Here is a 23,222-nt window from a genome sequence, read left to right as displayed (position 1 = left end):
GTGCCGACGTTCAGCCGGCGCGCAGCGACGTGACGAGCGCGTCGATCGCGATCTCGGGCTTCACGTTCGTCGCGAGGGCCTCGCGGCAGGCCAGGATGGCCTCGAGGCGGCGCAGGGAGGCCTCGGGAGTGCTGTCGCGGGCCGCGGCGCCGATCTCGGTGGCGCGGTCGGGATGGGTCGAGGTGACCGATGCGCCGAGCCCCCGGGCCAGCACGTCGCGGTAGTAGCCCGCGAGGTCGACGAGCGCGCGGTCGAGGGCGTCGCGCCGGTTGCGGGTGGTGCGGCTCTTCTGCCGCTTCTCGAGGTCCTTCTCCGCGGCGCGGGCCGAACGCTGGGCCTGCGCGGTGCCCTTGCCCGTGCCGCCGGCGCCCATCGACACCGCGAGCTCCTCGCGCTCGGCCTCGTCGCGGGACTCGGCGAGGGCCGCTGCCTCCGACGCCGCCGCGCCCACCATGGCGTCCGAGGCGGCGAAGGCGTCCGCCGCGGACCTCAGCGCACGCGGCAGCGCCAGCACGGCGTCGCGCTCCTCGCGGGCCTCGGGGACGCGGGCGAGCCGGCGAGCGCGGCCGATGTGCCCGCCGCACACCGACGCCGCCCACGTCGCGTCCGCCTCGGGGATGCCGTCGCGCTCGACCAGCACGGCGGCGATCGCCTCCGGCGCCGGGGTGCGCAGGCGCAGCGCGCGGCAGCGCGAGCGGATGGTCACCGAGATGTCGTCGGGGTGCTCCGACGGGCAGCAGAGCAGGAAGACGGTTCGCTCGGCCGGCTCCTCGACCGACTTGAGCAGGGCGTTCGACGCCTGCTCGGTGAGCCGGTCGGCGTCCTCGACGATGACGATCTGCCAGCGGGCCGTGGTCGGGCGGCGCGCGGCGACGTCGATGGTCGTGCGCACCTCCTTGACGCCGATCGAGAGGCCCTCGGGGACGATCTCGCGCACGTCGGCGTGGGTGCCGGCCATGACCGTGTGGCAGGCGGGGCACTCGCCACAGCCCTGGTCCGGGCACTCCAGCGCGGCCGCGAATGCGCGGGCCGCCACCGATCGTCCCGACCCGGGCGGCCCGGTGAACAGCCAGGAGTGCGTCATGCCCCCGCTGCCCGGGGGCACACCGTCGCCCAGCTCGTCGGAGAACCGGACCCGCGCGGCCTGCGCGGCGGCGGCCTGCAGCTCGGACACCGCGGTGGGCTGACCGACGACCTGCGACCACACGCTCACGCCGTCGATGATGCCCCACCCGCCCGAGGTCTTCGCCACGTGCGCGATCTGGGTCGTCATGGCGACCCATTCCGCTCACGTGGCGGAGCCATCCCGAACGTCCTGCGGTACTCCTGCGGGGTGGCGCCGACCTCGCGCAGGAACGGCCGGCGCAGGCCTGCGGCCGTGGCGAAGCCGCAGCGCTGCGCCACCGCCTCGACGGGGAGCTCCGTGGCCTCGAGCAGCTCCTGGGCCCGCCGCACCCGCTCTGCTGCCAGCCACCGCCCGGGCGTCGACCCGAGGGACGTGTGGAACCAGCGGGCGAACGTCCGGGGGCTGGTGCCCGCCGCACGCGCCCACTCGTCCACCCCGATCGGCCGGTCGAGCCGGCGGCGCGCCCAGTCGAGGCTCGCCGAGAACCCCGACGGCGGGAGCTCCGGCGCGGCGGCCGGGACGAACTGCGCCTGCCCGCCCTCGCGGTGCGGGGGCACCACGCTGTGGCGCGCGACGATGCCGGCCACGCGGCTGCCGTGGTCGCGGCGCACGAGGTGCAGGCAGAGGTCCAGGCCCGCCGCGGAGCCCGCCGAGGTCAGCACGTCGCCGTCGTCGACGTAGAGCACGGTGCGCCGGACGTCGACGCGCGGGTGGCGGCGGGCGAGCTCGTCGACCGAGCTCCAGTGGGTGATCGCCGGCCGCCCGTCGAGCAGGCCCGCGGCGGCCAGGAGGAACGCCCCGGTGCACACCGACGCGAGGCGCGCCCCGCGCGCGTGCGCGGCCCGCAGCGCGTCGAGGAGCTCGGCCGGGAACTCCTCGCGGCCGTCGCGGGGTGGCGGGACGACGACGGTGTCGGCGTCGTCGAGGCCCTCGAGGCCCCACCCCGTGTCCGCCACGCCCCATGCGTGCAGGCGCAGCGGACCCGGCTCGCCGGCCACCAGGCGCACGTCGTACCAGTCCTCGCGCGGCACCCCGGTGCTGGCGGAGCGGTCCGACGCGAGGATCTCGTGCACCGTCGAGAGCTCGAACATCGGCGTCCCGTCGGTGACGGGGACCGCGACGACGTGCATGGCAGGAATGTATCGGACGACGTCGTTCCTGCCACTCGTCCGGGGCCTGCACCTCCGCCAGGGTCGACACCATGCGAGGCAACCTGGGACGGCGTCTGGTGCGGGCGTGGGAACGGCAGGTGTGGGCCTGGGAGGTCCACCAGCGGGCCCTGCGCGGCGAGTGGGAGCAGGAGGGCCCGCTGCGCTGGCGCCGGAGCCTCGGAGCCGGGTGGGAGCTCCACGGGGAGACCGTCCCCGAACCTCAGGACGAGGTGGCGTGACGCGTGAGCGCCTCGACCGCGGCCCCGAGGCGGGCGCGCAGGTCGGCGTCGCCGACGAGACCGTCGGGGCCGACGGCGTCCCGGGTCACCGGGATGCGCGCGCACGCGGCCTCGACGACGTCGGCACCGACGTAGCCCAGGACCGTCGCGAGCCCCTCGTGGGCGCCGCGCGCGCCCGTCGGCGAGGCCGGGGAGGCCGCGTTGATCCAGGCGACCGGCTTGCCGTACATCGAGCGGGGCGAGGCGTCCCCGACGGTCCAGTCGAGCAGGTTCTTGAACGACCCCGGTAGCCCGCCCGCGTACTCGGGCGTGCAGAACAGCACCGCGTCGGCCTCCTGGATCGCCCCGCGCAGCCGCTCGACGGCGGGCGGCAGGGGATCGCGGTCGTCGTCGGGGTCGAAGGCGGGGAGCGCGGCGAGCTCCTCGTAGAGCACCGCGCCGGGCCGGGCCAGCTCGCGGGCGGTGCGCAGGACCGCGGTGGTCGTCGAGGCGGCGCGCGTGCTGCCGCCGATCAGGAGCACCGGGCCATCATCCGGGGTCGGTGAGCACGGTGTCGACGAACCCGGTGCCCGCGGCCCCGTGGCTCAGGCGGTGCTCGTGGGCAACGCTCGGGCCACCAGCGGCGCGAGCACCTCGCGCACCCGGGCGCTGACGTCGTCGGGGTCGCCGTCGCCGTCGACGCGCACGTAGCGCCCGGGGTCGGCGGCGGCCATCTCGGTGAGGGTGCGCTGCACCTGCCAGGTGTCGACGATCCCGCCGGTGACCGGGGCGGCGTCGTGGACCGACGGGTCGCGGTCGAGCAGCACTGTGATGTCGGGACGCAGCGAACCGGTGGCCCACGCGCCCAGGCGTTGCAGGTCGGCGGCGTCGAGCTCGTCACCCACCCGGGCCAGCGGGGAGTCCAGGCAGCCCTCGATGACGACGACCCGGCCCGCGCGCAGGGCCGGCAGGACCTCGCCGGCGAGCACGTCGGCGCGCACCGCGGCCGCCACCAGGGCCCGGGCGCGCTGACCCTCGACCCCGCTGGCGCCCACGGCCGCGGACACCCGGGCGGCGTCGCTGGCGCTGCGGCCGGCGAGCACGACGTCGGCGCCCTGCTCCCGCAGCCACGCCACGAGCAGGTCGCTCTGCACGTCGGTGTCGGTGCGCGAGGCACCCTCGACGGCCACGAGCAGCCCCGGCTCGCCGTGCCGGCTGCGGCGCAGGGCGCGCTTGACGTCGGCGAGGATCGTCCGGTCGCGCCGGTCGTCCATCTGCCGGTAGGCGAGCACGCCGACCGCCGCGGCGACGATGCCCGCGCCGAAGAGCACGAAGCGGGTGCCGTCGACCTGCGCGGGCTGGCCGAACAGCGTCAGCGTCCGCGACTGCACGAGCCCGACGAGCAGCGGCACCACCGACATCGACGCCAGCAGGTCGACCCGCACGATCGACTGCACGAACGCGACGACCCGCCCGCGCACGGCGTCCTCGACCTGCGCGCCGATGATCGTCAGGCCGGTGAGCAGCGCGGTGCCGGCGAAGAAGCCGACGAGGACGACGGTGGCCAGCGCCAGGTAGAGGTGCCAGGCGATCGCGACGGCGAGCAGCGAGGTGCCGGCGCCGACGATGGCGACGCCGAACAGGCGGTTGTGCGGCATCCGGCGCGCCATCCGCGGCACCGTCGCCATCCCCAGCGCGAGGCCGCTGAACAGCGCGATGAACAGCACCGAGTAGGCCGCGTCGCCACCCCCGAGGCTCGCCGCGTAGAGCCGGGCGCTGGCGATGACCGCGCCGCCGGCCGCGAACGCCCCGATGATGCCGACGACCAGCCCGCGCACCAGCGGCGTCGTCGAGACGAACTGCGCGCCGTCACGCAGCATCGCCAGCAGGCCCGGAGCGGCCTCCCGGCGCTCCGCACTGCGGCCCGAGATCTCGGGGATGCGGAAGGCGACGGTGAACGCGGTGAGCAGCGCGGCGAGGCCGTTGACCACGAGCGCGAGGTACACCGTCGTCGTCGGGCTCGGGTGCCAGCCCGCGATGTTGCCCGACTTGGAGATCAGCGCGAACGCCCCGGCGGCGCTGATCACCGCGACGCCGTAGGTCATCACCAGCGAGAGCTGGTTGGCCGTCTCGATCTGGTCGGAGCGCTTGAGCAGGTTCGGGACCGAGGAGTCCTTGGCCGGGATCCAGCACAGCGCGCAGAGCTCGATGAGGAAGGTGGCGGCGAACAGCCACCACAGCGAGCCCACGAGCGGGATCGACAGGAAGAGCAGGGCCTTGAGGACGTCGCAGGTGACCATCACCGTGCGGCGGTCGAACTTGTCCGCGAGCACCCCGCCCAGCGGCGCCATGAACAGCGCCGGGAGCAGCTTGGTGGCCACCACGCCGCCGAGCGCGAAGCTCTGCGCCTGGTAGCCGCTGGTGAGCTGCGTGGCGAGGGCGGTGAGCGCGAGCAGCGAGAGCCAGTCGCCGAAGCTCGCGACCGCCGTGACCGCCCACAGCCGCCGGAACGGCCGGATCGCGAGCACGCTGCGGATCCGGTGCGTCGCGGAGGCGGACGCCTCGGCATCGGTCACGTCGGCAGTCACATCGGCGGGGGACCCACCGACCGTCGGCTCGGCGATGAGACACCTCCCGGTCTCGGTGACCGCCAGATTATCCGGCGGTCACCGGGAACCGGTCAGGGCCTCAGCGGCTGGGCGTGCCGCTCTTCTTCGTCGGCGCCTTCTTGGCGGGCGCCTTCTTGGTCGTCGTCTTGGCCGTCGACTTGGTTGTCGACTTGGCCGGGACCTTCTTCGCCGGGGCCTTCTTGGCGCCTGGCTTGATCCCGTCCTTGGCCCGCTTCTCGGCGAGCAGCTCCGAGGCCCGCTCGTCGGTCAGCGACTCGACCGCGTCGCCCTTGCGCAGCGAGGCGTTCACCCCGAGGCCGTCGGTGACGTACGGCCCGAAGCGGCCGTCCTTGACCACCATCGGCTCGCCCGAGGCCGGGTCCGTGCCGAGCTCCTTGAGCGGCGGCTTCGCGGCGGCCCGTCCCCGCTGCTTCGGCTGCGCGAAGATCTTCTGGGCCTCCTCGAGGGTGACCGTGAAGAGCTTCTCCTCGCTGTCGAGCGAGCGGGAGTCCTTGTCCTTCTTGATGTACGGCCCGTAGCGCCCGTTCTGCGCGGTGATCTCCACGCCGGACTCCGGGTCCGTGCCGACCACGCGCGGCAGGCTCAGCAGCTTCAGCGCGTCGTCGAGCGTGATCTCCGAGAGCGTCATCGACTTGAAGAGCGAGCCGGTGCGCGGCTTCTCCTTGGCGCCCTCGGGCAACGTCTCCGTGACGTAGGGACCGAAGCGGCCCTCCTTCGCCAGGATCTCGTGGCCCGACTCCGGGTCGGTGCCCAGCGAGCGACCCTCCTGCGGCGTCGAGAACAGCTGCTCGGCGAGCTCGAGGTCGAGCTCGTCGGGCGGGAGGTCGTCGGGCAGGTTGGCCCGCTGCGACTTCTCCTCGCCGTCCTCGGTGATCGTCCGCTCGAGGTAGGGCCCGTACCGACCGACGCGCACGACGACGTCGCGGCCCTGGTCGTCGGCGAACATGCGCAGTGAGTTGACCTGGCGCGCGTCGATGCCCTCGAGCTTGTCGCCCACGAGCTTCTTCAGACCGCCGGCCTGCGACATCGCGGCCTCGACGCCGCTGCCGTGCCCGTTGGCGCTGCCGTTGGCCCCGTTGCCGTTGGCACCGTTCCCGTTGACGGTCCCGTTGCCGTTGGCCCCGAAGTAGAAGTGCGACAGCCACGTCTCGCGCTGGGTGGTGCCCGCGGCGATGCCGTCCAGCTCGTCCTCGAGCGCGGCGGTGAAGTCGTAGTCGACCAGTCGGCCGAAGTGGACCTCCATCAGCCCGATGACCGCGAAGGCGATCCAGCTCGGGACGAGGGCGCCGCCCTTCTTCCAGACGTACCCGCGCTCCTGGATCGTGTTGATGATCGACGCGTAGGTCGAGGGACGACCGATGCCGCGCTCCTCGAGCGTCTTGACCAGGCTCGCCTCGGTGTAGCGCGCGGGCGGGTTGGTGCTGTGGCCCTCGGGGTCCAGCGACTCCGCGGCGCAGCCGTCGCCCTCCGCCAGGCGCGGCAGGCGGCTCTCGGCGTCGTCCGCCTCGCCGCCGGCCTCCTCGTCGACGGTCTCGACGTAGGCGCGCAGGAAGCCGGGGAACGTGATGGTGCGCCCGGACGCGGAGAAGGTGCACTCCTCGCCCGTCGCGGCGGTACCGGTGATCCGCACGCTCATCGTCGTGCCGCGCGCGTCGCGCATCTGGCTCGCGATCGTGCGCTGCCAGACCAGCTCGTAGAGCCGGAACTCGTCGCCGGAGAGCTCGTTCGCGACCTGCCCGGGGGTCCGGAAGGAGTCCCCGGCGGGACGGATCGCCTCGTGCGCCTCCTGCGCGTTCTTCACCTTGCGCGTGTACTGGCGCGGCTTCTCCGCGACGTTCTCGTCGCCGTAGAGGTCGCGGGCCTGGGTGCGCGCGGCGTTGATCGCGGTCTCCGACAGCGTCGTGGAGTCCGTACGCATGTAGGTGATGTAGCCGTTCTCGTACAGCCGCTGCGCGGTGCGCATCGTCCGCTCGGCCGAGAACCGCAGCTTGCGGCCACCCTCCTGTTGGAGCGTGGACGTCATGAACGGCGCATAGGGCTTGCGCGTGTAGGGCTTCTCCTCGACCGACGAGACCGTGTAGTCCCGGTCGGCGAGCGCCTCCGCGAGCCGGCGGGCGTCGCCCTCGTCGAGGCGCTTGACGTCGCTGTTCTTGAGCTGCCCGAGCGAGTCGAAGTCGCGGCCGGTGGCGACGCGGGCGCCGTCGATCGACGTCAGCGCCGCCTTGAAGCTGCGCGGGGCCTGCTCGTCCTTCTTCTCGGTCGCCCGCAGCTGGGCGTCGATGCCCCAGTAGCCGGCGGACACGAACGCCATGCGCTCGCGCTCGCGCTCGACGATGACGCGGGTGGCCACCGACTGCACGCGGCCCGCCGAGAGCTTCGGCATGACCTTCTTCCACAGCACGGGGCTGACCTCGTAGCCGTAGAGACGGTCGAGGATGCGGCGGGTCTCCTGCGCGTCGACGAGGTCCTGGTCGAGGTCGCGCGGGTTCGCGGCGGCGGCCTGGATGGCCGACTCGGTGATCTCGTGGAACACCATCCGGCGGACCGGGACCTTCGGCTTGAGCGTCTCGAGGAGGTGCCAGGCGATGGCCTCGCCCTCGCGGTCGCCATCCGTCGCGAGGTAGAGCTCGTCGACCTCCTTGAGGGCCTCCTTGAGCTCGGAGACCGTGGACTTCTTGTCCGGGGAGACCACGTAGAGGGGCTCGAAGTCGTGGTCGACGTCCACGCCCAGGCGGGCCCAGGACTCGCCCTTGTACTTGGCGGGCACGTCGGCGGCGCCGCGCGGCAGGTCGCGGATGTGGCCACGGCTGGACTCGACGATGTACCGCGAGCCGAGGTAGTCGGCGATCTTGCGGGCCTTCGCGGGCGACTCGACGATCACCAGACGGCGTCCGCCGTCCCCGGCCGGGGTCGCACCCCCGCGGCCCGTCTTCCGGCCGCCGCCGGAGCCCTTGCCGCCGGACTTCGTGCTCGACGTCGCGCGCGCGCCGGACCGTTCCGTCGACTCCACCTCGGTGGTGTCGGCGGTCTCGGTGGTCGCGCTGCGTGCCGTCGTCGAGCCCTTCGCTGCCACGGACATGCCTCGTCTCGTCGTTCGTGTGGCGGGACGCCACCCGTCGCCAGTGTGCCTCACCGTCAATGTGCTTCCGGGTGCGACCGGTCGCATCACGTCCGCACCCGGGTGGGGACGGCGTGGTCCGGACACCGATCACCCCTGCACAGCGGCCTGATGGGACGGCCCCGGCGGGGTGTCGCGGGCCTCACACCGGCCAGACGCCGTCGATCAGATCGCCGGGCGGGCGCCCCACGAGCTCACCCAGACGCCGCTGCCGGCGGGCGCCGACGACCCGGAGGGCCGGCGGGTGGAGTGACGCGCCCAGACCCAGGTGACGACTCGCCGTGAGCAGGTCGCCGTCGGTGCCGCGGTCCTCGGGATCGAGTCCGAGCGTGTACGCCCGGCCGTCGTGCACCCCGGCCGCGAGCACCCACAGACGCAACCGCGGCCCGTCCAGCTCGAACTCCGCCGGCACCTTCTTCATTCCGTCCCCGGCCGTCCACGCCCGGGCGAGGTCGACGAGGTCGGCACGGAAGGCCGTCCGGACCTCGGGCCGGCCGTCCTCGGTGCGCCCGATCTCGGCGGGCACCCCCCGGGTCCGGAGCGCGCAGCGCACGGCGTGAGCGCGCCAGGTCAGGGCGGGGTCGGGTGGGTGGTCGGTGTCAGCATGGGGGCCATGCTGACGTTCAACGTCAGGAAATCCCCCATCTCGATCTGAGGACTCCGGTACGGGCGTCGGGGTGGCGGGGGTCAGGCCCAGGCGGGCCGCCATCTCGTCGGGGTCGAGGTCGAGGAAGGCCAGGTCGTCGAGGTCGACGTCGGGGGCGGGGTCGTGGTCCTCGGTCTCGTGGGCCACCGGCTCGGCGTGTCCCTCCGGCGAGCTGGGGGCGATCCTGACGTTGGACGTCAGCATGGCCCCCACGCTGGTACTGGGACCGGGCTCCTCGTGCTCGGCCTCGAGATCGGCGTCCTCGTCCTCCTCCGGCTCCGGCTCCGGCTCCGGCTCCGGCTCCGGCTCCGGCGGCGGGCCCAGGACCACGATCAGGCGCGCCAGGGACCCGCGGCCGAAGAGCTCCGCCCGCCCCGGCCCGCAGAGCAGGCCCTCGAGATCGCCCAGGGCGCGCGGACGGGCGTCCGCCGACCAGAACGACAGCTGCCCCACGCCCGCGGAGCCTAGAACATGCGTTCGAACGAACGGGGGTACCGACACCCGGATCAGACGGTCTGCAACCCCACCACGCGCAGGAGGTCGAGCAGTTCGGCGTCCCGGGTGCCCGGCGCGGCGGAGTAGACGACGAGGCGCTGGTCGTCGCCCGGGACGTCGAGGGAGTCGCAGTCGAGCGTGATCCGGCCGACGCCGGGGACGTCGAAGCTCTTGCGGTCGACGCGGCGGTCCTCGACCGGGCGCAGCGCCCACAGCTCGGCGAACAGGGGGCTGGTCCGAAGCAGCTCGTCGACGATCCCGCGCAGGATCGTGTCGCCGGGGTAGCGCCCGAGCGCCGCCCGGGCCTGCGCCACCGAGAGCCGGTCGAGGCGCTCGCGCGTCCCGTCCTCGTCCACCACGAGGGAGCGACCCTCGCCGCCCGCAGGCCCGAAGCGCATCCAGAGCATGTTGCGCCGGTCGCGGGGGATCGCGGAGAGATCGCCGTAGAGGGCCTCGACCAGCGGGTTCCAGGCCAGCAGCGTGCTGCGGGCATCGACGAGCATGGCGGGGAGGTCGGCCATGCGGTCGAGCAGGCGCAGCACGCTGGGCCGGACGGTGTCGATGACGTGGCCGGCGCCGGGACGCTCGACCCCGGCGAGGTCGAAGAGGTGGGCCGTCTCCGGGGCCGACAGCCGCAGCGCGCGGTCCAGCGCCCCGAGCACCGACTCCGACGGGTGCGGGCCGCGGGCCTGCTCCAGGCGCACCACGTAGTCGACGGAGACGCCCGCGAGGCGCGCCACCTCCTCGCGACGCAGCCCGGGCGTGCGCCGTCGCGGGCCGGCGGGCAGCCCGGCGTCCGCGGGCGTCAGGCGCTCGCGCCACTGGCGCAGCGCCGCGGCCAGTTCGGCGTGGTCACCGCGGCTCATGACCCCACTCTGCTCCGTCGCGGGCCGCGGAGCCTGGTACCGCGGGTCCCCGGGTCCGCCGTCCCTGGAGGGCCGGCCGGCGCGGGCGCAGCGTGGGCGCCATGAGCACCGCACTGATCACCGGAGCGTCCCGCGGGCTGGGCGTGGTGGCCGCCCGCCGTCTCGCCGCCCAGGGCTGGACCGTCCTCGCCGGGTGCCGCGAGCCCGGACGCCTGGCGGAGACGCTGGACCCCGCCCTCGACATCCGCCCCATCGCCCTCGACGTCGCCGACGACGCGTCGGTGGCCGCCGCCGTCAAGGAGGCCGAGGCCCACGTCGACAGCCTCGACGTCCTGGTCAACAACGCCGCGATCGTCGGCGAGATGGTCGAGCCCGCCGAGGCCGGCGCCGACGTCCTGCGCGAGGCCTACGAGACGAACGTCTTCGGCCTCGTCCGCGTCACCCGCGCGTTCCTGCCCCTGCTGCGGCGCGCCGAGCAGCCACGGCTCGTCATGGTTTCGTCGAGCCTCGGCTCGCTGGCCGACATGAGCGACTGGCGGTGGGAGAACCACCCGTACCTCGCCTACCCGTCGTCCAAGGCGGCGCTGAACATGATCTCGGTGATGTACGCGAGGACGATGCCCGACGTGCTCGTCACCGTCGTCAACCCGGGCTTCACCGCGACCGACCTGAACGACCACCAGGGCACCCAGACCGTCGAGGAGGGCGCCGACGCGATCGTCGCCGCCGCGCTCGACACCACGTCGCCCTCGGGCCGCTTCGTCGAGAGGGACGGCCTCGTGCCCTGGTGACCGACCCGTCCGGGAACGAACGAAGGGCACCTTCAGCCGACTAGATCGGCCGAAGGTGCCCTTCGCGCGGTACAGCTGTGGCCGTCAGGCCTGGGCGGTCGCCGGGGCGTCCGTGTTGGAGTCGGCGATCGCGGTCGAGCGGCGCTTCGACACGTAGATCGCGACCACGATGCCCAGCAGGGCGACGACCGCGATCGTGATGCGGATCGCCGGGTTGGCGTCCACGCCGACCGACAGCGCGACGACGGCCGGGGCGATCAGCACCGAGACCAGGTTCATGACCTTGATCAGCGGGTTGATCGACGGGCCGGCGGTGTCCTTGAACGGGTCACCGACGGTGTCGCCGATGATCGTCGCCTCGTGGGCGTCGGACCCCTTGCCGCCGTGGTTGCCGTCCTCGACCAGCTTCTTGGCGTTGTCCCAGGCACCACCGGAGTTGGCCAGGAACACCGCCATGAGCGTGCCGGCCGCGATCGCGCCGCCGAGGTAGCCCGCGAGCGGGCCGACGCCGAGGCCGAAGCCGACGGCGATCGGGGCGAGGATCGCGAGCAGGCCCGGGGTGGCGAGCTCGCGCAGCGCGTCCCGCGTGCACATGTCGACCACGCGGCCGTACTCGGGCCGCACGGAGTAGTCCATGATCCCGGGGTTCTCGCGGAACTGGCGGCGCACCTCGTACACCACCGCCCCCGCGGCGCGGGACACGGCGTTGACCGCGAGGCCGGAGAACATGAACACGACGGCCGCACCGATGATCACGCCGACGAGGACGTTCGGGGCGGTCACGTTGTAGATGTCGGTCAGCGCCTGCCCGGCCTCGGAGTAGGCCTGGGTGATCGCGTCGTTGTACGACCCGAACAGCGCCGTCGCGGCGAGCACCGCCGTGGCGATCGCGATGCCCTTGGTGATCGCCTTGGTGGTGTTCCCGACCGCGTCGAGCTCGGTCAGGATGTCGGCGCCGGCGCCCGTGACATCGCCCGACATCTCGGCGATGCCCTGCGCGTTGTCCGAGACCGGACCGAAGGTGTCCATGGCGACGATGACGCCGACCGTGGTCAGCAGGCCGGTGCCCGCGAGGGCGACGGCGAACAGCGCGACGAACACCGAGCCCGAGAGCAGGAACGCGCCGTAGACGGCCGCGCCGATGACCAGCGCGGTGTAGACGGCGGACTCGAAGCCCACGGAGATGCCGGCGAGGATGACCGTCGCCGCGCCGGTGAGCGAGCTCGTGCCGACGTCCTTGACCGGCTGGGTCTCGGTGCCGGTGTAGTAGCCCGTCAGCGACAGGATGATGATCGCGAGCACGATGCCGATGGCGACGGCGGCGAACGCGATGATCTGCGGGTTGCCGGCCGCGGCGAGGTCGCCGATGCGGGCGGCGTCGACGCCGGGCAGCTCGGTGAAGCTCGACGGCAGGTAGGTGAACGCGGCGATCGTGCAGAGCACGATGGAGATGACCGCGGACACGTAGAAGCTGCGGTTGATCGCCCGGAGCGCGTTCTCGCCCTCGCGGGTGCGGGTGATGAACACACCGATGATCGCGGTGATGACACCGATCGCCGGGATGATCAGCGGGTAGGTCAGGCCCAGCGTGCCGAACGCGACCGAGCCCAGGATCAGCGCGGCCACCAGCATCACGGCGTAGGACTCGAAGAGGTCCGCGGCCATGCCGGCGCAGTCACCGACGTTGTCGCCCACGTTGTCGGCGATCGTCGCCGCGTTGCGGGGGTCGTCCTCGGGGATGTTCTGCTCGACCTTGCCGACGAGGTCGGCGCCGACGTCGGCGGCCTTGGTGAAGATGCCGCCACCGACACGCATGAACATGGCGAGCAGGGCCGCGCCGAGGCCGAAGCCTTCGAGCACGCGCGGGGCCTCCTCGACGTAGAGGAGCACGACGATCGAGGCACCGAAGAGGCCGAGCCCGACGGTGGCCATGCCGACCACGCCGCCGGTGCGGAACGCGATCTTCGCGCCCTTGTCGCGCCCACCCGACTCGTTGGCCGCCGCGGCGACGCGGATGTTGGCCTGCGTCGCCAGGTTCATGCCCAGCGCGCCGATCGACATGGAGAACAGCGCGCCGACCACGAAGGCCACCGAGCGCCCGATCAGCTCACCGGTGCTGTTGGCCGGCAGCGCGAAGAGCACCAGGAAGACGACGATGATGAACGGAGCGAGCGTCTTGAACTGGCGGGTGAGGAAGGCGCTCGCGCCCTCCTGGACCGCCTTGCCGATGTCACGCATTCCCTGCGTGCCCTCGTCGGCGGCGAGCACCTGCCTGCGCAGGACGAAGCCGATGGCCAGCGCGACGACGGCGACGGCCGCCACCACGATGACCACGATGTTGTCGCCGGCGGAGAACGTGATCCCCGCGGCGAGGACGGACGCTTGCATCCAGCCTCCCGGTTGGCACCTACAAACACGACGCGCCGGGCCAGGCCTCGCGGCGGCTGCGGCGCGTGATGATCACAGTCACGACCCGGCACGGCGGGTGGTGGACAGGTGCCGCAGTGTAGGAGGTGGCCTTCACCCAGGCGCACAGCAGTTCCCCGACGAGCTGTGAGGTGTACGTCTTTCACGAACGAGAGCAGCGACGGGAGGACCTGTGCCAGGCTCGACGGACGTGGACGGCGGACGGCTGCTCGGCGCTCCCGGAGCCACGACCGGAGCGGTGCTCGACGGCCGGAGCCGGGGCTCCGTGCTGTTGCGTCGGGTGCTCGCCGGGACGCCCGCGGGCGAGAGCCCGCTGACCCACGCCGAGCTCGTGCCCGCCCGCGAGGGCGTCACGCAGGGCTGGCCGGACTGGGTGCCCGAGGACGTCCGCGCGCCGTTCCTCGCCCGCGGCATCGAGCGCCCGTGGAGCCACCAGGCCGCGGCCGCCGACCGGGCGCACGCCGGCGAGCACGTCGTCGTCGCCACCGGCACCGCGTCGGGGAAGTCGCTGGCCTACCAGCTACCCGTCCTGACCAGGCTGAACGCCGATCCGCGGGCCACCGCGCTCTACCTCTCGCCGACCAAGGCGCTGGGTGCGGACCAGCTGCGCACCGTCGCGGAGCTCCGCGTCGACGGCGTCCGCGCGGCGTCCTACGACGGCGACACCCCGCTCCCGGAGCGCGACTGGGTGCGCCAGCACGCCAACTGGGTGTTCACGAATCCGGACATGCTCCACCGCGGGATCCTGCCGCGGCACGGGCGCTGGACGACCTTCCTGCGCCGCCTGCGCTACGTCGTCATCGACGAGTGCCACACCTACCGCGGCCTGTTCGGCTCGCACGTCGCGCTGCTGATTCGGCGACTGCGGCGGGTGTGCGCGCGCTACGGCGCGCACCCGACGTTCGTGCTCGCGTCGGCGACGGTGTCCGAGCCGGCCGTCTCGGCCTCGGTGCTCACCGGTCTGGACGTGGCGGAAGTCACGGACGACGGGTCCCCGCGCGGCGCCCGGGCGGTCGCGTTGTGGGAGCCACCGCTGCTGGAGGAGGTCACCGGCGAGAACGGCGCCCCGGTCCGGCGATCGGCGGGGGCGGAGACGGCACGGATGCTCGCCGACCTCGTGGTGGAGGGCGCGCGGTCGCTCGCCTTCGTGCGCTCGCGACGCGGGGCGGAGCTGACGGCGCTGGGCGCCCGCCGGGTGCTCGCGGACATCGACGAGGAGCTGGCATCACAGGTCGCGGCATACCGGGCGGGCTACCTGCCCGAGGAGCGCCGTGCGCTGGAGCAGGCGCTGCTCAGCGGGTCGTTGCGGGGGGTGGCGACGACGAACGCCCTCGAACTCGGGGTGGACATCGCCGGGCTCGACGCCGTGGTGGTCGCCGGGTTCCCGGGCACGCGGGCGTCGTTCTGGCAGCAGGCCGGGCGCGCTGGGCGGTCGGGCGACGACGCGCTCGTGGTGCTCGTCGCCCGCGACGACCCCCTCGACACCTATCTCGTGCACCACCCCGAGGCCATGCTCGGCGCTCCCCTGGAGCGGTGCGTGCTCGACCCCACCAACCCCTACGTGCTCGCGCCCCACCTGGCCTGCGCGGCGTCGGAGATCCCGTTGACGCGGGACGACGTGGCGTCCCTGGGTGGTGACGCCGCCCTGTCGGTGGTCGACGACCTCGTCGCCGAGGGCCTGCTGCGGCGCCGGCGCGGCGGCTGGTTCTGGTCGCACCCCACCGACCGCCCGCACGCCGGGGTCGACATCCGGGGCAGTGGCGGCGAGCAGGTCGTCCTCGTCGAGTCCGACACCGGGCGCATGCTCGGCACCGTCGACCCCGGCACCGCCCCCGCGACCGTCCACCCCGGCGCCGTACACCTGCACCAGGGCGAGAGCTACGTCGTCGACTCCCTCGACCTCGACGACGGCCTCGCCCACCTGCACGCCGAGGACCCGGAGTGGACGACCCAGGCCCGCACGGTCATCGACATCACCGTGATCGAGACCGAGCAGTGCGCCTCGCACGGGGACCTGCAGGTGTGCCTGGGCTCGGTCGAGGTCAGTGAGCAGGTGGTCGGCTACCTGCGGAAACTCCCATCCGGGCGCGTCCTCGACTCGACGCCGCTGGACATGCCCGAGCGCAGCCTGCGCACCCGGGCGGTCTGGTACACGCTCACCGAGGACGCGCTCCTGCGGGCGGGCCTGGACCCGTCGCGCTGGCCGGGCGCCCTGCACGCGGCCGAGCACGCGGCGATCGGGCTGCTGCCGCTGGTCGCGACCTGCGACCGCTGGGACATCGGCGGCGTCTCGACCGCCCTGCACCCCGACACCGGCCGACCCACGGTGTTCGTGCACGACGGCCACCCCGGCGGCGCGGGCTTCGCCGACCGGGGCCACGAGGCCCTGCGGGAGTGGCTCACGGCGACCCGGGGCGCGATCGCCGACTGCGAGTGCCCGTCGGGCTGCCCGTCCTGCGTGCAGTCGCCCAAGTGCGGGAACGGCAACGACCCGCTCGACAAGGCCGGCGCGATCGTCGTGCTCGACGTGGTGCTGACCCGGCTCGCGGAGGGCTGAGCGCGAGCGAACGGGGAGTTCGTGCGCCTAGAAGCAGCGAACCACTCGTTCGCTGCTTCTAGGAGGGGTTGGGCTCCGCCGCGGGTCGGGGGTTTCGGGGCCGTCCCGACCCGCGGCGAGGTATGTCACGCCGCAGGCCGGGGAGCTCATCGACCCGGCCTGCGGCGCGGTATGTGGCGGCGGTGGACCGCGCGACGCTCTCGTCGCGGGCGGTCCACCGCCGCGGGTCCTCCCTGGCCCGGACCGCGGGCCGGTCGCGGCGGGTGCACCGGCGCGTCGGCCACGGGATCCGGGTGGGGCGGCGGGCGCGGCCCTCATCACGTGGGCCTCGCTGATCCGGCGTCGCCCCCGAGGGGACCCGAGTGTGGAGTTGTGGTGGGTGTCGCGTCGGGGTCCTAGGAGCGGACCCCGGTCGCGACGGTGGCGAGGCGGTAGGTCGACCCGCCGCCGGCGACGGCGGGACGCTGCGCGACGGCCTCGGCCAACGCGTCCTGGACGCGGAACGGGTCGGGGAGGATCCAGCCGCACGCCGACGGGCGGACCCGCCAGTGCACGGAACCCTGCGGGTACGTCGACGGCGGCGCGGCGAACCAGCTGCCGCGGCCGTGCAGCGAGATGCCGCCGCGCTCAGCGAGGTCGGGACGCAGCGGCTCGCCCGCGCCGACCGGGAACAGCCACTCGCCGGTGGGCGTCGCCGCGATCGGCACCGGCACCCCGAGCGCCCGGAGGACGGCGGCGGCGCGGCGACCCACGGTGGCGGGGACCTCGAGCACGTCGAAGGTCAGTCCGGTGGGCAGGAGGATCGAGTACGGCAGGCCCGACCACCACTCGGCGATCTGGCCGCAGTCGGTGGACGCCCGCAGCGCCCAGTCGTCGAGGACCGGGCACGGACCGGCCTGCGGCGCCTCGGCGCAGCCGCTCCACACCTCGCCCTGCGGGAAGGTGCCGGGCACGACGGCCCAGCCGTGGTCGGCGAGCACCATGGCCTCAGCACGGAGCTCCGTGCCGTACACGGCGCGGTAGCTGTCCCACCACTGCATCGGTTCCTCCTGTGCCCCGGTGTTCCTGCTCCCGGTGTGCTGTTCCCAGTAACGGCATGCACACGTGACGGCGCCACCCGTCATCGCCCATCGGCCGTGATCACACGCCGAGCGTCACCCTCGGCCCCGCTCAGCGGGCGAGCGCGCGCTGAGCTGGGTGACCCTGCTCGAACGCCCGCCGAGGTCGCCGCTCAGCCGGGACCGCCCTCCGCTCGTCCCGTCCCGGCTACGCACCGGACACCGCCACGACTCCGGACGGGGTGCCGGCGGACGCCACCGGGCCCGCGCGGGCGCGTCCCGAGGCGTCGCCGGCCACGCTCGGCATACACCCGCACGATCTCTCCGTGACAACGATCACGGTCCAGCCCTCGACGGAGCACGCCACGAGCCGCGCACCGTTGCCCGCGGCGACCTCGGTGGCCCGTGAGCAGGCCACATCGGCCCCGCGCACGGCCTCGCGGGCCCCGGCCAGCGCGGCGAGGTCCGCCGCCGTCTCGGCGCCGTGCCGGGCGAGGACCGCGGCCCCGACCTGCAGCCCGAGACCCAACAGGCAGACCAGGACACCGACCGCGGCGGCCGCGAACACCGTCGCGTAGCCGTCGTCGAACGGTTCCCGACCGCCCACCGTGCCGCTCACCGCGCACCGCCCGGAGGCGTGCGCACCGCGGAGGCCGACGCCGGGCTGACCGGGCCGACCGGGACGGCCGGGCTCTCCGGGAGAGCCGCGGCGCCGGCGGCGTCGGCCTCCGGCGGCTCGCCGGGGAGCGGGTCGGGGCCCTCGACCGGGGCGACCGGCGACGGCTCGCGCGCCGCCACGGCCTCGGCGCCCACCCGCAGCGCGGGTAGCGCCGAGCCGAGCGGCGCCGCCCGGACCCGGGCGACCACGTCGTCACCGCGGGTCTCGAGGACGACCTCCGCCCCGTCGGGCAGCAGCCGCGCCGCCGCGCGGCGGGCCGCGTCCGGATCCCCGCGGGCACCGAGGCGGACGGCCTCGGTGGCGGCGTCGACACAGCGCAGCTGCAGCACCACCGCCCCCATCGCCGCGAGGACCACGGCGAGCACCACCACGAGGCTGCCGACCGCGAACGCCGCCTCGACGGTGACCGAGCCGGTATCAGGACCGGACGTCAGAACGTGCTCGTCAGCGCCCGCTGCACGATCGCGGTGAGCGCCCCGATGATCGAGTCGCCCGTGATCACCGTGTAGAGCAGGGCCCCGAAGGCCGCCGCGGCGATGGTCCCGATCGCATACGCGGTACACCGGTACTCATACCGCACTGTGCGCCACTGACCAGGCACGACACGCCGGGAGGGCCGGAGCCGGTCAGAGGAGTTGCCCCCCCTGCGCGCGGATCGAACACACGTTCGCTTAGCTTAGGAGGGCATGGTTCCTCCGCCGTGGTGGGGCGTTGCCCTGCTCAGTGCTGTAGTCGCTGCCGCTGTCGTCGCCCTCGTCGCTCTCGCCGGCACAGAGTCCCGGCACCGTGCCGCCGTGGTCCGCGCCCTGGCCGATCTCGTCAGAGCGTTCCTCTGGCCCTGGCGCGGAGGCCGGTAGCTACAGGCTGCCCTGCCACGGCAGTAGGCCACCCGCGAAGAAGTAGGCCAACACGACCAGGGCCGCTCCGCCCCACTTGACGATGCCGTCGTGCCACCGCTCCGGCACGGCTTGCTTCACGACCCGCCAGATGACGGGGACGACGATCTGACCGACCGCAACGACCAGGAACCGCCCGACGCTCTGCTCCACCCACCACTTCGGTTGCTGGTCGCGAAGGGTCAGCAACACGCCCAACTCCATGAGCGGCAGCCCGATGAGGCCGATGAGCTGTAGAGCCAGGTAGACCAGGACCGCGTGGACGTCGTTGCGCACGTGGTCCGGCCACGGCTCCTGGTTGATCTTGGCCTCGAACACGAGCGTGATCCACACGAGCGGGATAAGCGCAGCCAACGCCGCGTAGTACGCCGTCGGGAACACGACCGGGGGAGCCGGGGGCATCCGACGAAGGTAACGACGGCTACTCGCGCGGGCTGCCGCCCTCGCCCCTCACGATGGTCCGCACCGTGTTCCTGTGCAGCCCGGTCGTCTCCGCGATCTCGACGAGGGTCACCCCAACGGCTTCCGCGTCGCGGATGGCCTGCCGTAGCGCACCGTCGGTGGCCTCGTACTCGCGCCGTGCCTCATCCCTGGCCCTGACGGCCTCGCTCAGCGCCTGACGGGCGCGGTCGCGGGGTGCGGTCACCCCCAGACGCTTGCACGCGCACAGTGCTTGTGCAGACAGCACAGCGACAGTGCATGCTGTCGCACGTGGCAGGACGGCACCGCGACGACGGCTCGGGACGTCGGTGGACGATGACCGGGCGACGTGCCGGCCGCTGCCGCTGCCGATGGCTGCGACGTCTCCTCCGCCGTCGGAAAGGTTGACAAATGGCATTCCTGCCGGCTGTCAACCATTTCTGAGCTACCCCCGGTGCACTTCCCGGCTGCGCCGGTGCGAAGCTGTCAACCATGGAGCCGGGAACCGTGTTCAGCCTGACCGTGTCGACGGACGGAACCGTGACGGCCGAGCCGGGCGACAGCAACCGGCCGGACGAGCACGAGGTTGCCATGAATGCCGCTGGCATGGCGGTGCAAGAAACGCTAGCTCGCCTGACAGATTTGGTCCCAAAATGAAGTTCCAATTGCACTATGTGCCAGATAGCACAAAACAATTTTCCCGTCACTCGTGACCAGCAAGAATCATGAAACTGTTACTCCGAATGTGCAAGCCGTAGATCAACAAAGTGCTCAAAATGGTCCGGGAAACCGGTACCTCGTGATATAATGACCCCTGCACGCGCGTTGTTAGACGCGTTTGCTTACCTTTCCGGCCCTCGTTTTACGGCTACGGGCGAGCACGCCGGGGGATGAATTACGTAGCCGCCACTGAGAGATAGCTAATGCCAACCTATAAACGAATGATTGCCGTTCTGAACGGCACAATGCAGGGAGCCGGCGAGAAGCCGGATCACAACTTCGCTGTAGCCGTCGTGATCCTCCGGAACATGATTAAGCGTGGCCGGGGAGCTGTGCTCACGACACGCGGCTACGTCGCTCGTGAGGCTGACGTTTCTGAGCGCGGTGCAGGCACCGTGATTGAGCGGCTCGTTGAGGCCGGTCATTTCGATGACGTCACCGACGATCCAACGGGCCGCTACACGCACGCATGGGCGCAGAAAAGCAACCTTCGGGAGAGCGCAACCGTGCTCCGGCTCGGCGGCACGTTAGGTACCTCCCTACCCAAGTTTTCCGGCAAAGAGACTGACCCTACCCAAGTTTTCCAGGGTGACAGTCTCCGTCACTCTTCCGGGGGTACCCAAGTTTGCACACAGGGTATTACTAACTTTGTTAGTAATAGGCCGGGGCCGAGTGATAAGCGACCCCTTGGGAGCAATGAACGAGGCACCGGCAATGTTGATAGTTACAAGGGTCTATCCGTGGGAGGCTCGGAAGCCTCCCCCGTCCGGCAACTAGCCCTGTTGAAGGATTTCCTGTTTACCATCATGCCACCTATGCCACAGGACGAGGACGGACGTCTGGTCCGCCCGTCCCCGCCGCTGAATCCTAAGCAACTCCGTACCTATGCCTACGTACTCGACTCACGCCGGGTGTGCTACCCGGCTGATCTCGTCCGTGATCTAGGCATGAGCATCAACAAAGCTCGCCGAGCCATGCAAACGCTCGGCGAGAAGGGTGTTATTCAACGTCCCCCGGATGGCATGGGATGGGTAGCCGGCCCGCTAAGGCCGGCTGACCTCGTCGACTACACACCGGATAATGCGAAGCATCAGGTTGAGTGCGTGTCGTGTGGAAAGCTGACGGACGACTATCTGTGTGCGGAGTGCGGTAACCCTGAGGTCCCGACTGACCCCGGTCCTATCGATGATCCGCTTAACGTGTTCGAGGATTCAGAGCACGAGGACGAGAAGCGTTGGAGTCAATATCCGGCTGTCCCCGGCACTGACGGCGTGATCGGTTGGGTTCAAGCCGGCTCACGAGAAGCCGAGCCAATCCGGCACCCTTCTCAGGTGCCGGTTAATTACCCGATGCTCGTCCGCCCTGCCACACGAGACGATGGCGCCACGGTAGACCTAAGTCAGGTAATCCTATTCAACGGCCGGACCGCACGGGGCCGGCAAGTGTGCCACGTCAGCAAGGTCAACGATTCGATCGTGTGGGATCAGTTTTGGTCCGACGCTATCGACGAGTCGGTTATTTACGTTCCTCAGGACGATGACGATGCCGGAGGACCATTACCTAGTTTGGGATGAGCGAATGTCCATGATTGACGAAACTGTCTATGACGAAAACGGGTATCCGGCCCGGCTCGGCTACGGAGCCGGCCAGTCGGATGACTTCTACCTAGCGAACATGCCGTTTGCCGGCGAGGACTACGGGACTCGCGTCGTGAGCGCCACCGGTGCTGAACGGGCCGGCCTCGCCCGACGAGGCCAGGTCTACTCGTGGCGCGCCCGTGGCCGGCTGCGGCCGGTTGTCTGGAACTCCGATCAGCGTCCGATGTATCTCGTCGCAGAGGTCACCCGGCTTGCCGCTGAGGCTGCGACTGATCCTCGCTTCACCGGAAGTGCCGCATGATCGAGCGCAACGTGGTCGTCCGCTCTGACCTCCACCTCAGGCCGGCTGTGATCCTCGCGAACGCGGTCACGTACAGCATCGGCGATGTCGGGGCCGAGCCGGCGACGATCACGACGGCTGACGGCCGTACCGCTGAGGTCGAGCACTTGCTACCGGTCATCGGGCTAGGTGTGCATGCCGGCGATGTGGTGACGATCGCCGGCCCGCGCTCTGCCGTTGAGGCTGCCGACCGCGTGCTGAGCCGTGACCTCGAACCTGAGTGCCGGTTTCTGAGCCACACGGACATTCTGCCCGTCATCGTTGGCCTCGCTCAGCGACAGCGTGAGCGTGGTGGGCACGCATGAGCGACCAGATTATGACCGGGCTGGACTTCAGCTTTGAGTCTCAGCTTCCGCCGGCCGTCGTCCGCCAGGCCATCGAGCACGCTCGTCCTCCGATCGTCGGCTATGGCTCCGACGAGTCCGGCCCACTGAGGCCGGCCTACCGATTCCGGGACCTCGTCCAGGCCGTGCATGACCTAGCGGTTGACCGGCAGGCTGCGTGACCGGCGAGCACGCCCCGCCGGTCGAGCTGTGCTCTGAGACGTTCGAGCTGCCGGAGGCTGTGCGTGCCTACGTCGAGTGGGCCGAGAGCCGGCCTCTCCCGGAGAGAGCGCCGGCAACCGTCGGGTATGTCGGCGAGGACGGTCAAGGTGGCGGTGACTCCAACCTAGACCGGATCACTAGAGGCGTGTATGGCACGCACAACTTCGATGCCGGCCGGCGTCACTACAGACGCCCTGAGATTGATTCTGCGGCTTGACCCTTACTCGGGTACCGGCCAACCCTATTCAGGCCGTGAGCGTTTATCTGAGGGCCGGCAATGGCCCGTTTAGGAACGAGAGACTATGACCCCTCAGCAGATTATTGACGGTATCGCCGTTGAGTCGGGCGCACACGCCGCTCATCAGGTCGCGGCTCGTGCCAACCTTTACAAGGCTCGACAGGTTACCGACGAGGAAATGCGCTTTAGCGACGGTGTCATCGGTGAGCTAGCCGCTGACCTCATCGCAGAGCATCCCGACGTGACCGACTGGCCTGGCCCGTCCGCCTACGCACACAAGATGCTTCCCGGCGGCACGAGGCCGGCGTTCGGTCCCGGTTTCAACATGGTCGGTCCGTTCGACCGATAAGACCCGACCCGGAGGGCTCGACGGTCGGTCGTCGGGCACTTCTTTACGTCACGGTTCTGAGTGCTGAGCGCGTTGCTTCCTCTCCGTTGCGGTCGCGCTCGCTCTCTGGGTCATCACATTTGCTCTCTAACAACATCAATAGGCTTCCCGGCCCAACCACCTTAGGGAGGGCCGTTCGAGCCGGCTACGGCTCAATGAGGAAAACGGACAACGCTATGACCAGCAACGTTAGAAGCATAAGTTGTGCCCCGTCCCGCCGGCTCAGGCCGGCGGACCTTCCCACCCTGTCGAGCGTGGCGGATTTGACCGCTATGGGCGTGCGCAACGCTGCCGCTCGTGTGCGTCGGTGGGTTG

23 protein-coding genes are annotated in these 23,222 nt (G+C 71.7%); 9 read left to right on the top strand and 14 right to left on the bottom strand.

All coding sequences use genetic code 11. The annotated features are described in order from the left end of the window. Positions 1 to 10: 10 nt before the first annotated feature. Both ACQPYN_RS02255 and ACQPYN_RS02250 read right to left on the bottom strand, forming a co-directional pair. Positions 11 to 1,273, bottom strand: coding sequence for a DNA polymerase III subunit delta' (locus tag ACQPYN_RS02255; protein WP_433032855.1), 1,263 nt, complete (start codon positions 1,271 to 1,273; stop codon positions 11 to 13). Further along, positions 1,270 to 2,256, bottom strand: a complete 987-nt coding sequence (locus ACQPYN_RS02250) for a helix-turn-helix domain-containing protein (RefSeq protein WP_433032852.1) — start codon at positions 2,254 to 2,256, stop codon at positions 1,270 to 1,272. Before ACQPYN_RS02250 ends, ACQPYN_RS02255 begins: the two co-directional genes overlap by 4 nt. A 71-nt stretch (positions 2,257 to 2,327) precedes the next feature. Between ACQPYN_RS02250 and ACQPYN_RS02245 the strand changes: the two genes are divergently transcribed. Then, positions 2,328 to 2,516 (top strand): hypothetical protein, encoded by a 189-nt coding sequence (locus ACQPYN_RS02245; RefSeq protein ID WP_433032849.1) that lies wholly within the window; start codon positions 2,328 to 2,330, stop codon positions 2,514 to 2,516. Here the strand turns inward: ACQPYN_RS02245 and ACQPYN_RS02240 are convergent. The 5 genes from ACQPYN_RS02240 to ACQPYN_RS02220 all read right to left on the bottom strand — a co-directional run bounded on the left by ACQPYN_RS02240 (position 2,498) and on the right by ACQPYN_RS02220 (position 10,250). Then, a complete protein-coding gene (locus ACQPYN_RS02240) occupies positions 2,498 to 3,037 on the bottom strand; it encodes an NADPH-dependent FMN reductase (RefSeq protein ID WP_433032846.1) in 540 nt (179 codons plus the stop codon). The genes ACQPYN_RS02245 and ACQPYN_RS02240 overlap by 19 nt on opposite strands. 63 nt (positions 3,038 to 3,100) lie before the next feature. Continuing rightward, positions 3,101 to 5,071 (bottom strand): MFS transporter, encoded by a 1,971-nt coding sequence (locus ACQPYN_RS02235; RefSeq protein WP_433032843.1) that lies wholly within the window; start codon positions 5,069 to 5,071, stop codon positions 3,101 to 3,103. Positions 5,072 to 5,183: 112 nt separating this feature from the next. Then, positions 5,184 to 8,009 carry a type I DNA topoisomerase gene (gene topA, locus ACQPYN_RS02230; RefSeq protein ID WP_433038679.1) on the bottom strand — a complete coding sequence of 942 codons (2,826 nt, stop codon included), beginning with the start codon at positions 8,007 to 8,009 and terminating at the stop codon, positions 5,184 to 5,186. A 376-nt stretch (positions 8,010 to 8,385) separates the two neighbouring features. Beyond that, positions 8,386 to 9,342 (bottom strand): hypothetical protein, encoded by a 957-nt coding sequence (locus ACQPYN_RS02225; RefSeq protein WP_433032840.1) that lies wholly within the window; start codon positions 9,340 to 9,342, stop codon positions 8,386 to 8,388. A 53-nt stretch (positions 9,343 to 9,395) separates the two neighbouring features. Further along, on the bottom strand, positions 9,396 to 10,250 hold the full coding sequence (locus ACQPYN_RS02220; protein WP_433032837.1) for a helix-turn-helix transcriptional regulator: 855 nt from the start codon (positions 10,248 to 10,250) through the stop codon (positions 9,396 to 9,398). Between the two features lie 101 nt (positions 10,251 to 10,351). On the opposite strand from ACQPYN_RS02220, the gene ACQPYN_RS02215 reads away from it, so the two are divergent. After that, positions 10,352 to 11,041 (top strand): SDR family NAD(P)-dependent oxidoreductase, encoded by a 690-nt coding sequence (locus ACQPYN_RS02215; protein WP_433032834.1) that lies wholly within the window; start codon positions 10,352 to 10,354, stop codon positions 11,039 to 11,041. Between the two features lie 84 nt (positions 11,042 to 11,125). On the opposite strand, the gene ACQPYN_RS02210 is transcribed toward ACQPYN_RS02215, so the two are convergent. Continuing rightward, positions 11,126 to 13,429, bottom strand: coding sequence for a sodium-translocating pyrophosphatase (locus ACQPYN_RS02210; RefSeq protein ID WP_433032831.1), 2,304 nt, complete (start codon positions 13,427 to 13,429; stop codon positions 11,126 to 11,128). Between the two features lie 277 nt (positions 13,430 to 13,706). Here ACQPYN_RS02210 and ACQPYN_RS02205 point away from each other — a divergent pair, with 277 nt between their 5' ends. After that, entirely contained in the window at positions 13,707 to 16,025 is a 2,319-nt protein-coding gene (locus tag ACQPYN_RS02205) for a DEAD/DEAH box helicase (protein ID WP_433038677.1), read from the top strand. A gap of 395 nt (positions 16,026 to 16,420) precedes the next feature. Here the strand turns inward: ACQPYN_RS02205 and ACQPYN_RS02200 are convergent, their stop codons facing one another. The 6 genes from ACQPYN_RS02200 to ACQPYN_RS02175 form a co-directional block, all read right to left on the bottom strand. After that, positions 16,421 to 17,065, bottom strand: coding sequence for a bifunctional DNA primase/polymerase (locus ACQPYN_RS02200; protein ID WP_433032828.1), 645 nt, complete (start codon positions 17,063 to 17,065; stop codon positions 16,421 to 16,423). A gap of 226 nt (positions 17,066 to 17,291) precedes the next feature. Then, positions 17,292 to 17,702 (bottom strand): Rv3654c family TadE-like protein, encoded by a 411-nt coding sequence (locus tag ACQPYN_RS02195; RefSeq protein ID WP_433032825.1) that lies wholly within the window; start codon positions 17,700 to 17,702, stop codon positions 17,292 to 17,294. Further along, a complete protein-coding gene (locus ACQPYN_RS02190; protein WP_433038675.1) occupies positions 17,699 to 18,196 on the bottom strand; it encodes a TadE family type IV pilus minor pilin in 498 nt (165 codons plus the stop codon). The genes ACQPYN_RS02195 and ACQPYN_RS02190 overlap by 4 nt, the downstream gene beginning before the upstream one ends. Further along, a complete protein-coding gene (locus ACQPYN_RS02185; RefSeq protein WP_433032823.1) occupies positions 18,193 to 18,342 on the bottom strand; it encodes a DUF4244 domain-containing protein in 150 nt (49 codons plus the stop codon). The genes ACQPYN_RS02190 and ACQPYN_RS02185 overlap by 4 nt, the downstream gene beginning before the upstream one ends. Before the next feature lie 277 nt (positions 18,343 to 18,619). Beyond that, positions 18,620 to 19,060 (bottom strand): hypothetical protein, encoded by a 441-nt coding sequence (locus ACQPYN_RS02180; RefSeq protein WP_433032820.1) that lies wholly within the window; start codon positions 19,058 to 19,060, stop codon positions 18,620 to 18,622. A gap of 19 nt (positions 19,061 to 19,079) precedes the next feature. Then, entirely contained in the window at positions 19,080 to 19,304 is a 225-nt protein-coding gene (locus tag ACQPYN_RS02175; protein WP_433032817.1) for a hypothetical protein, read from the bottom strand. 281 nt (positions 19,305 to 19,585) lie between these two features. On the opposite strand from ACQPYN_RS02175, the gene ACQPYN_RS02170 reads away from it, so the two are divergent. The 6 genes from ACQPYN_RS02170 to ACQPYN_RS02145 all read left to right on the top strand — a co-directional run bounded on the left by ACQPYN_RS02170 (position 19,586) and on the right by ACQPYN_RS02145 (position 22,868). After that, positions 19,586 to 19,735: a hypothetical protein gene (locus ACQPYN_RS02170; RefSeq protein ID WP_433032814.1), complete on the top strand. Its 150-nt coding sequence runs from the start codon at positions 19,586 to 19,588 to the stop codon at positions 19,733 to 19,735. Positions 19,736 to 20,001: 266 nt separating this feature from the next. Further along, entirely contained in the window at positions 20,002 to 21,372 is a 1,371-nt protein-coding gene (locus ACQPYN_RS02165) for a hypothetical protein (RefSeq protein ID WP_433032811.1), read from the top strand. Beyond that, complete coding sequence (locus tag ACQPYN_RS02160) at positions 21,335 to 21,697, top strand: hypothetical protein (protein ID WP_433032808.1); 363 nt, start codon at positions 21,335 to 21,337, stop codon at positions 21,695 to 21,697. Before ACQPYN_RS02165 ends, ACQPYN_RS02160 begins: the two co-directional genes overlap by 38 nt. Next, on the top strand, positions 21,694 to 22,041 hold the full coding sequence (locus tag ACQPYN_RS02155; protein WP_433032805.1) for an HPr family phosphocarrier protein: 348 nt from the start codon (positions 21,694 to 21,696) through the stop codon (positions 22,039 to 22,041). Before ACQPYN_RS02160 ends, ACQPYN_RS02155 begins: the two co-directional genes overlap by 4 nt. Next, a complete protein-coding gene (locus ACQPYN_RS02150; protein ID WP_433032802.1) occupies positions 22,038 to 22,241 on the top strand; it encodes a hypothetical protein in 204 nt (67 codons plus the stop codon). Before ACQPYN_RS02155 ends, ACQPYN_RS02150 begins: the two co-directional genes overlap by 4 nt. 342 nt (positions 22,242 to 22,583) lie before the next feature. Further along, positions 22,584 to 22,868, top strand: a complete 285-nt coding sequence (locus tag ACQPYN_RS02145; protein ID WP_433032799.1) for a hypothetical protein — start codon at positions 22,584 to 22,586, stop codon at positions 22,866 to 22,868. Positions 22,869 to 23,222 lie beyond the last annotated feature (354 nt).

Origin of the sequence: Actinomycetospora sp. CA-053990, assembly GCF_050948445.1 — a bacterium.
GTDB lineage: Bacteria > Actinomycetota > Actinomycetes > Mycobacteriales > Pseudonocardiaceae > Actinomycetospora > Actinomycetospora callitridis.
The sequence above is the reverse complement of the archived record's forward strand: the minus strand, read 5'-3'. Positions and strand labels throughout refer to the sequence as shown.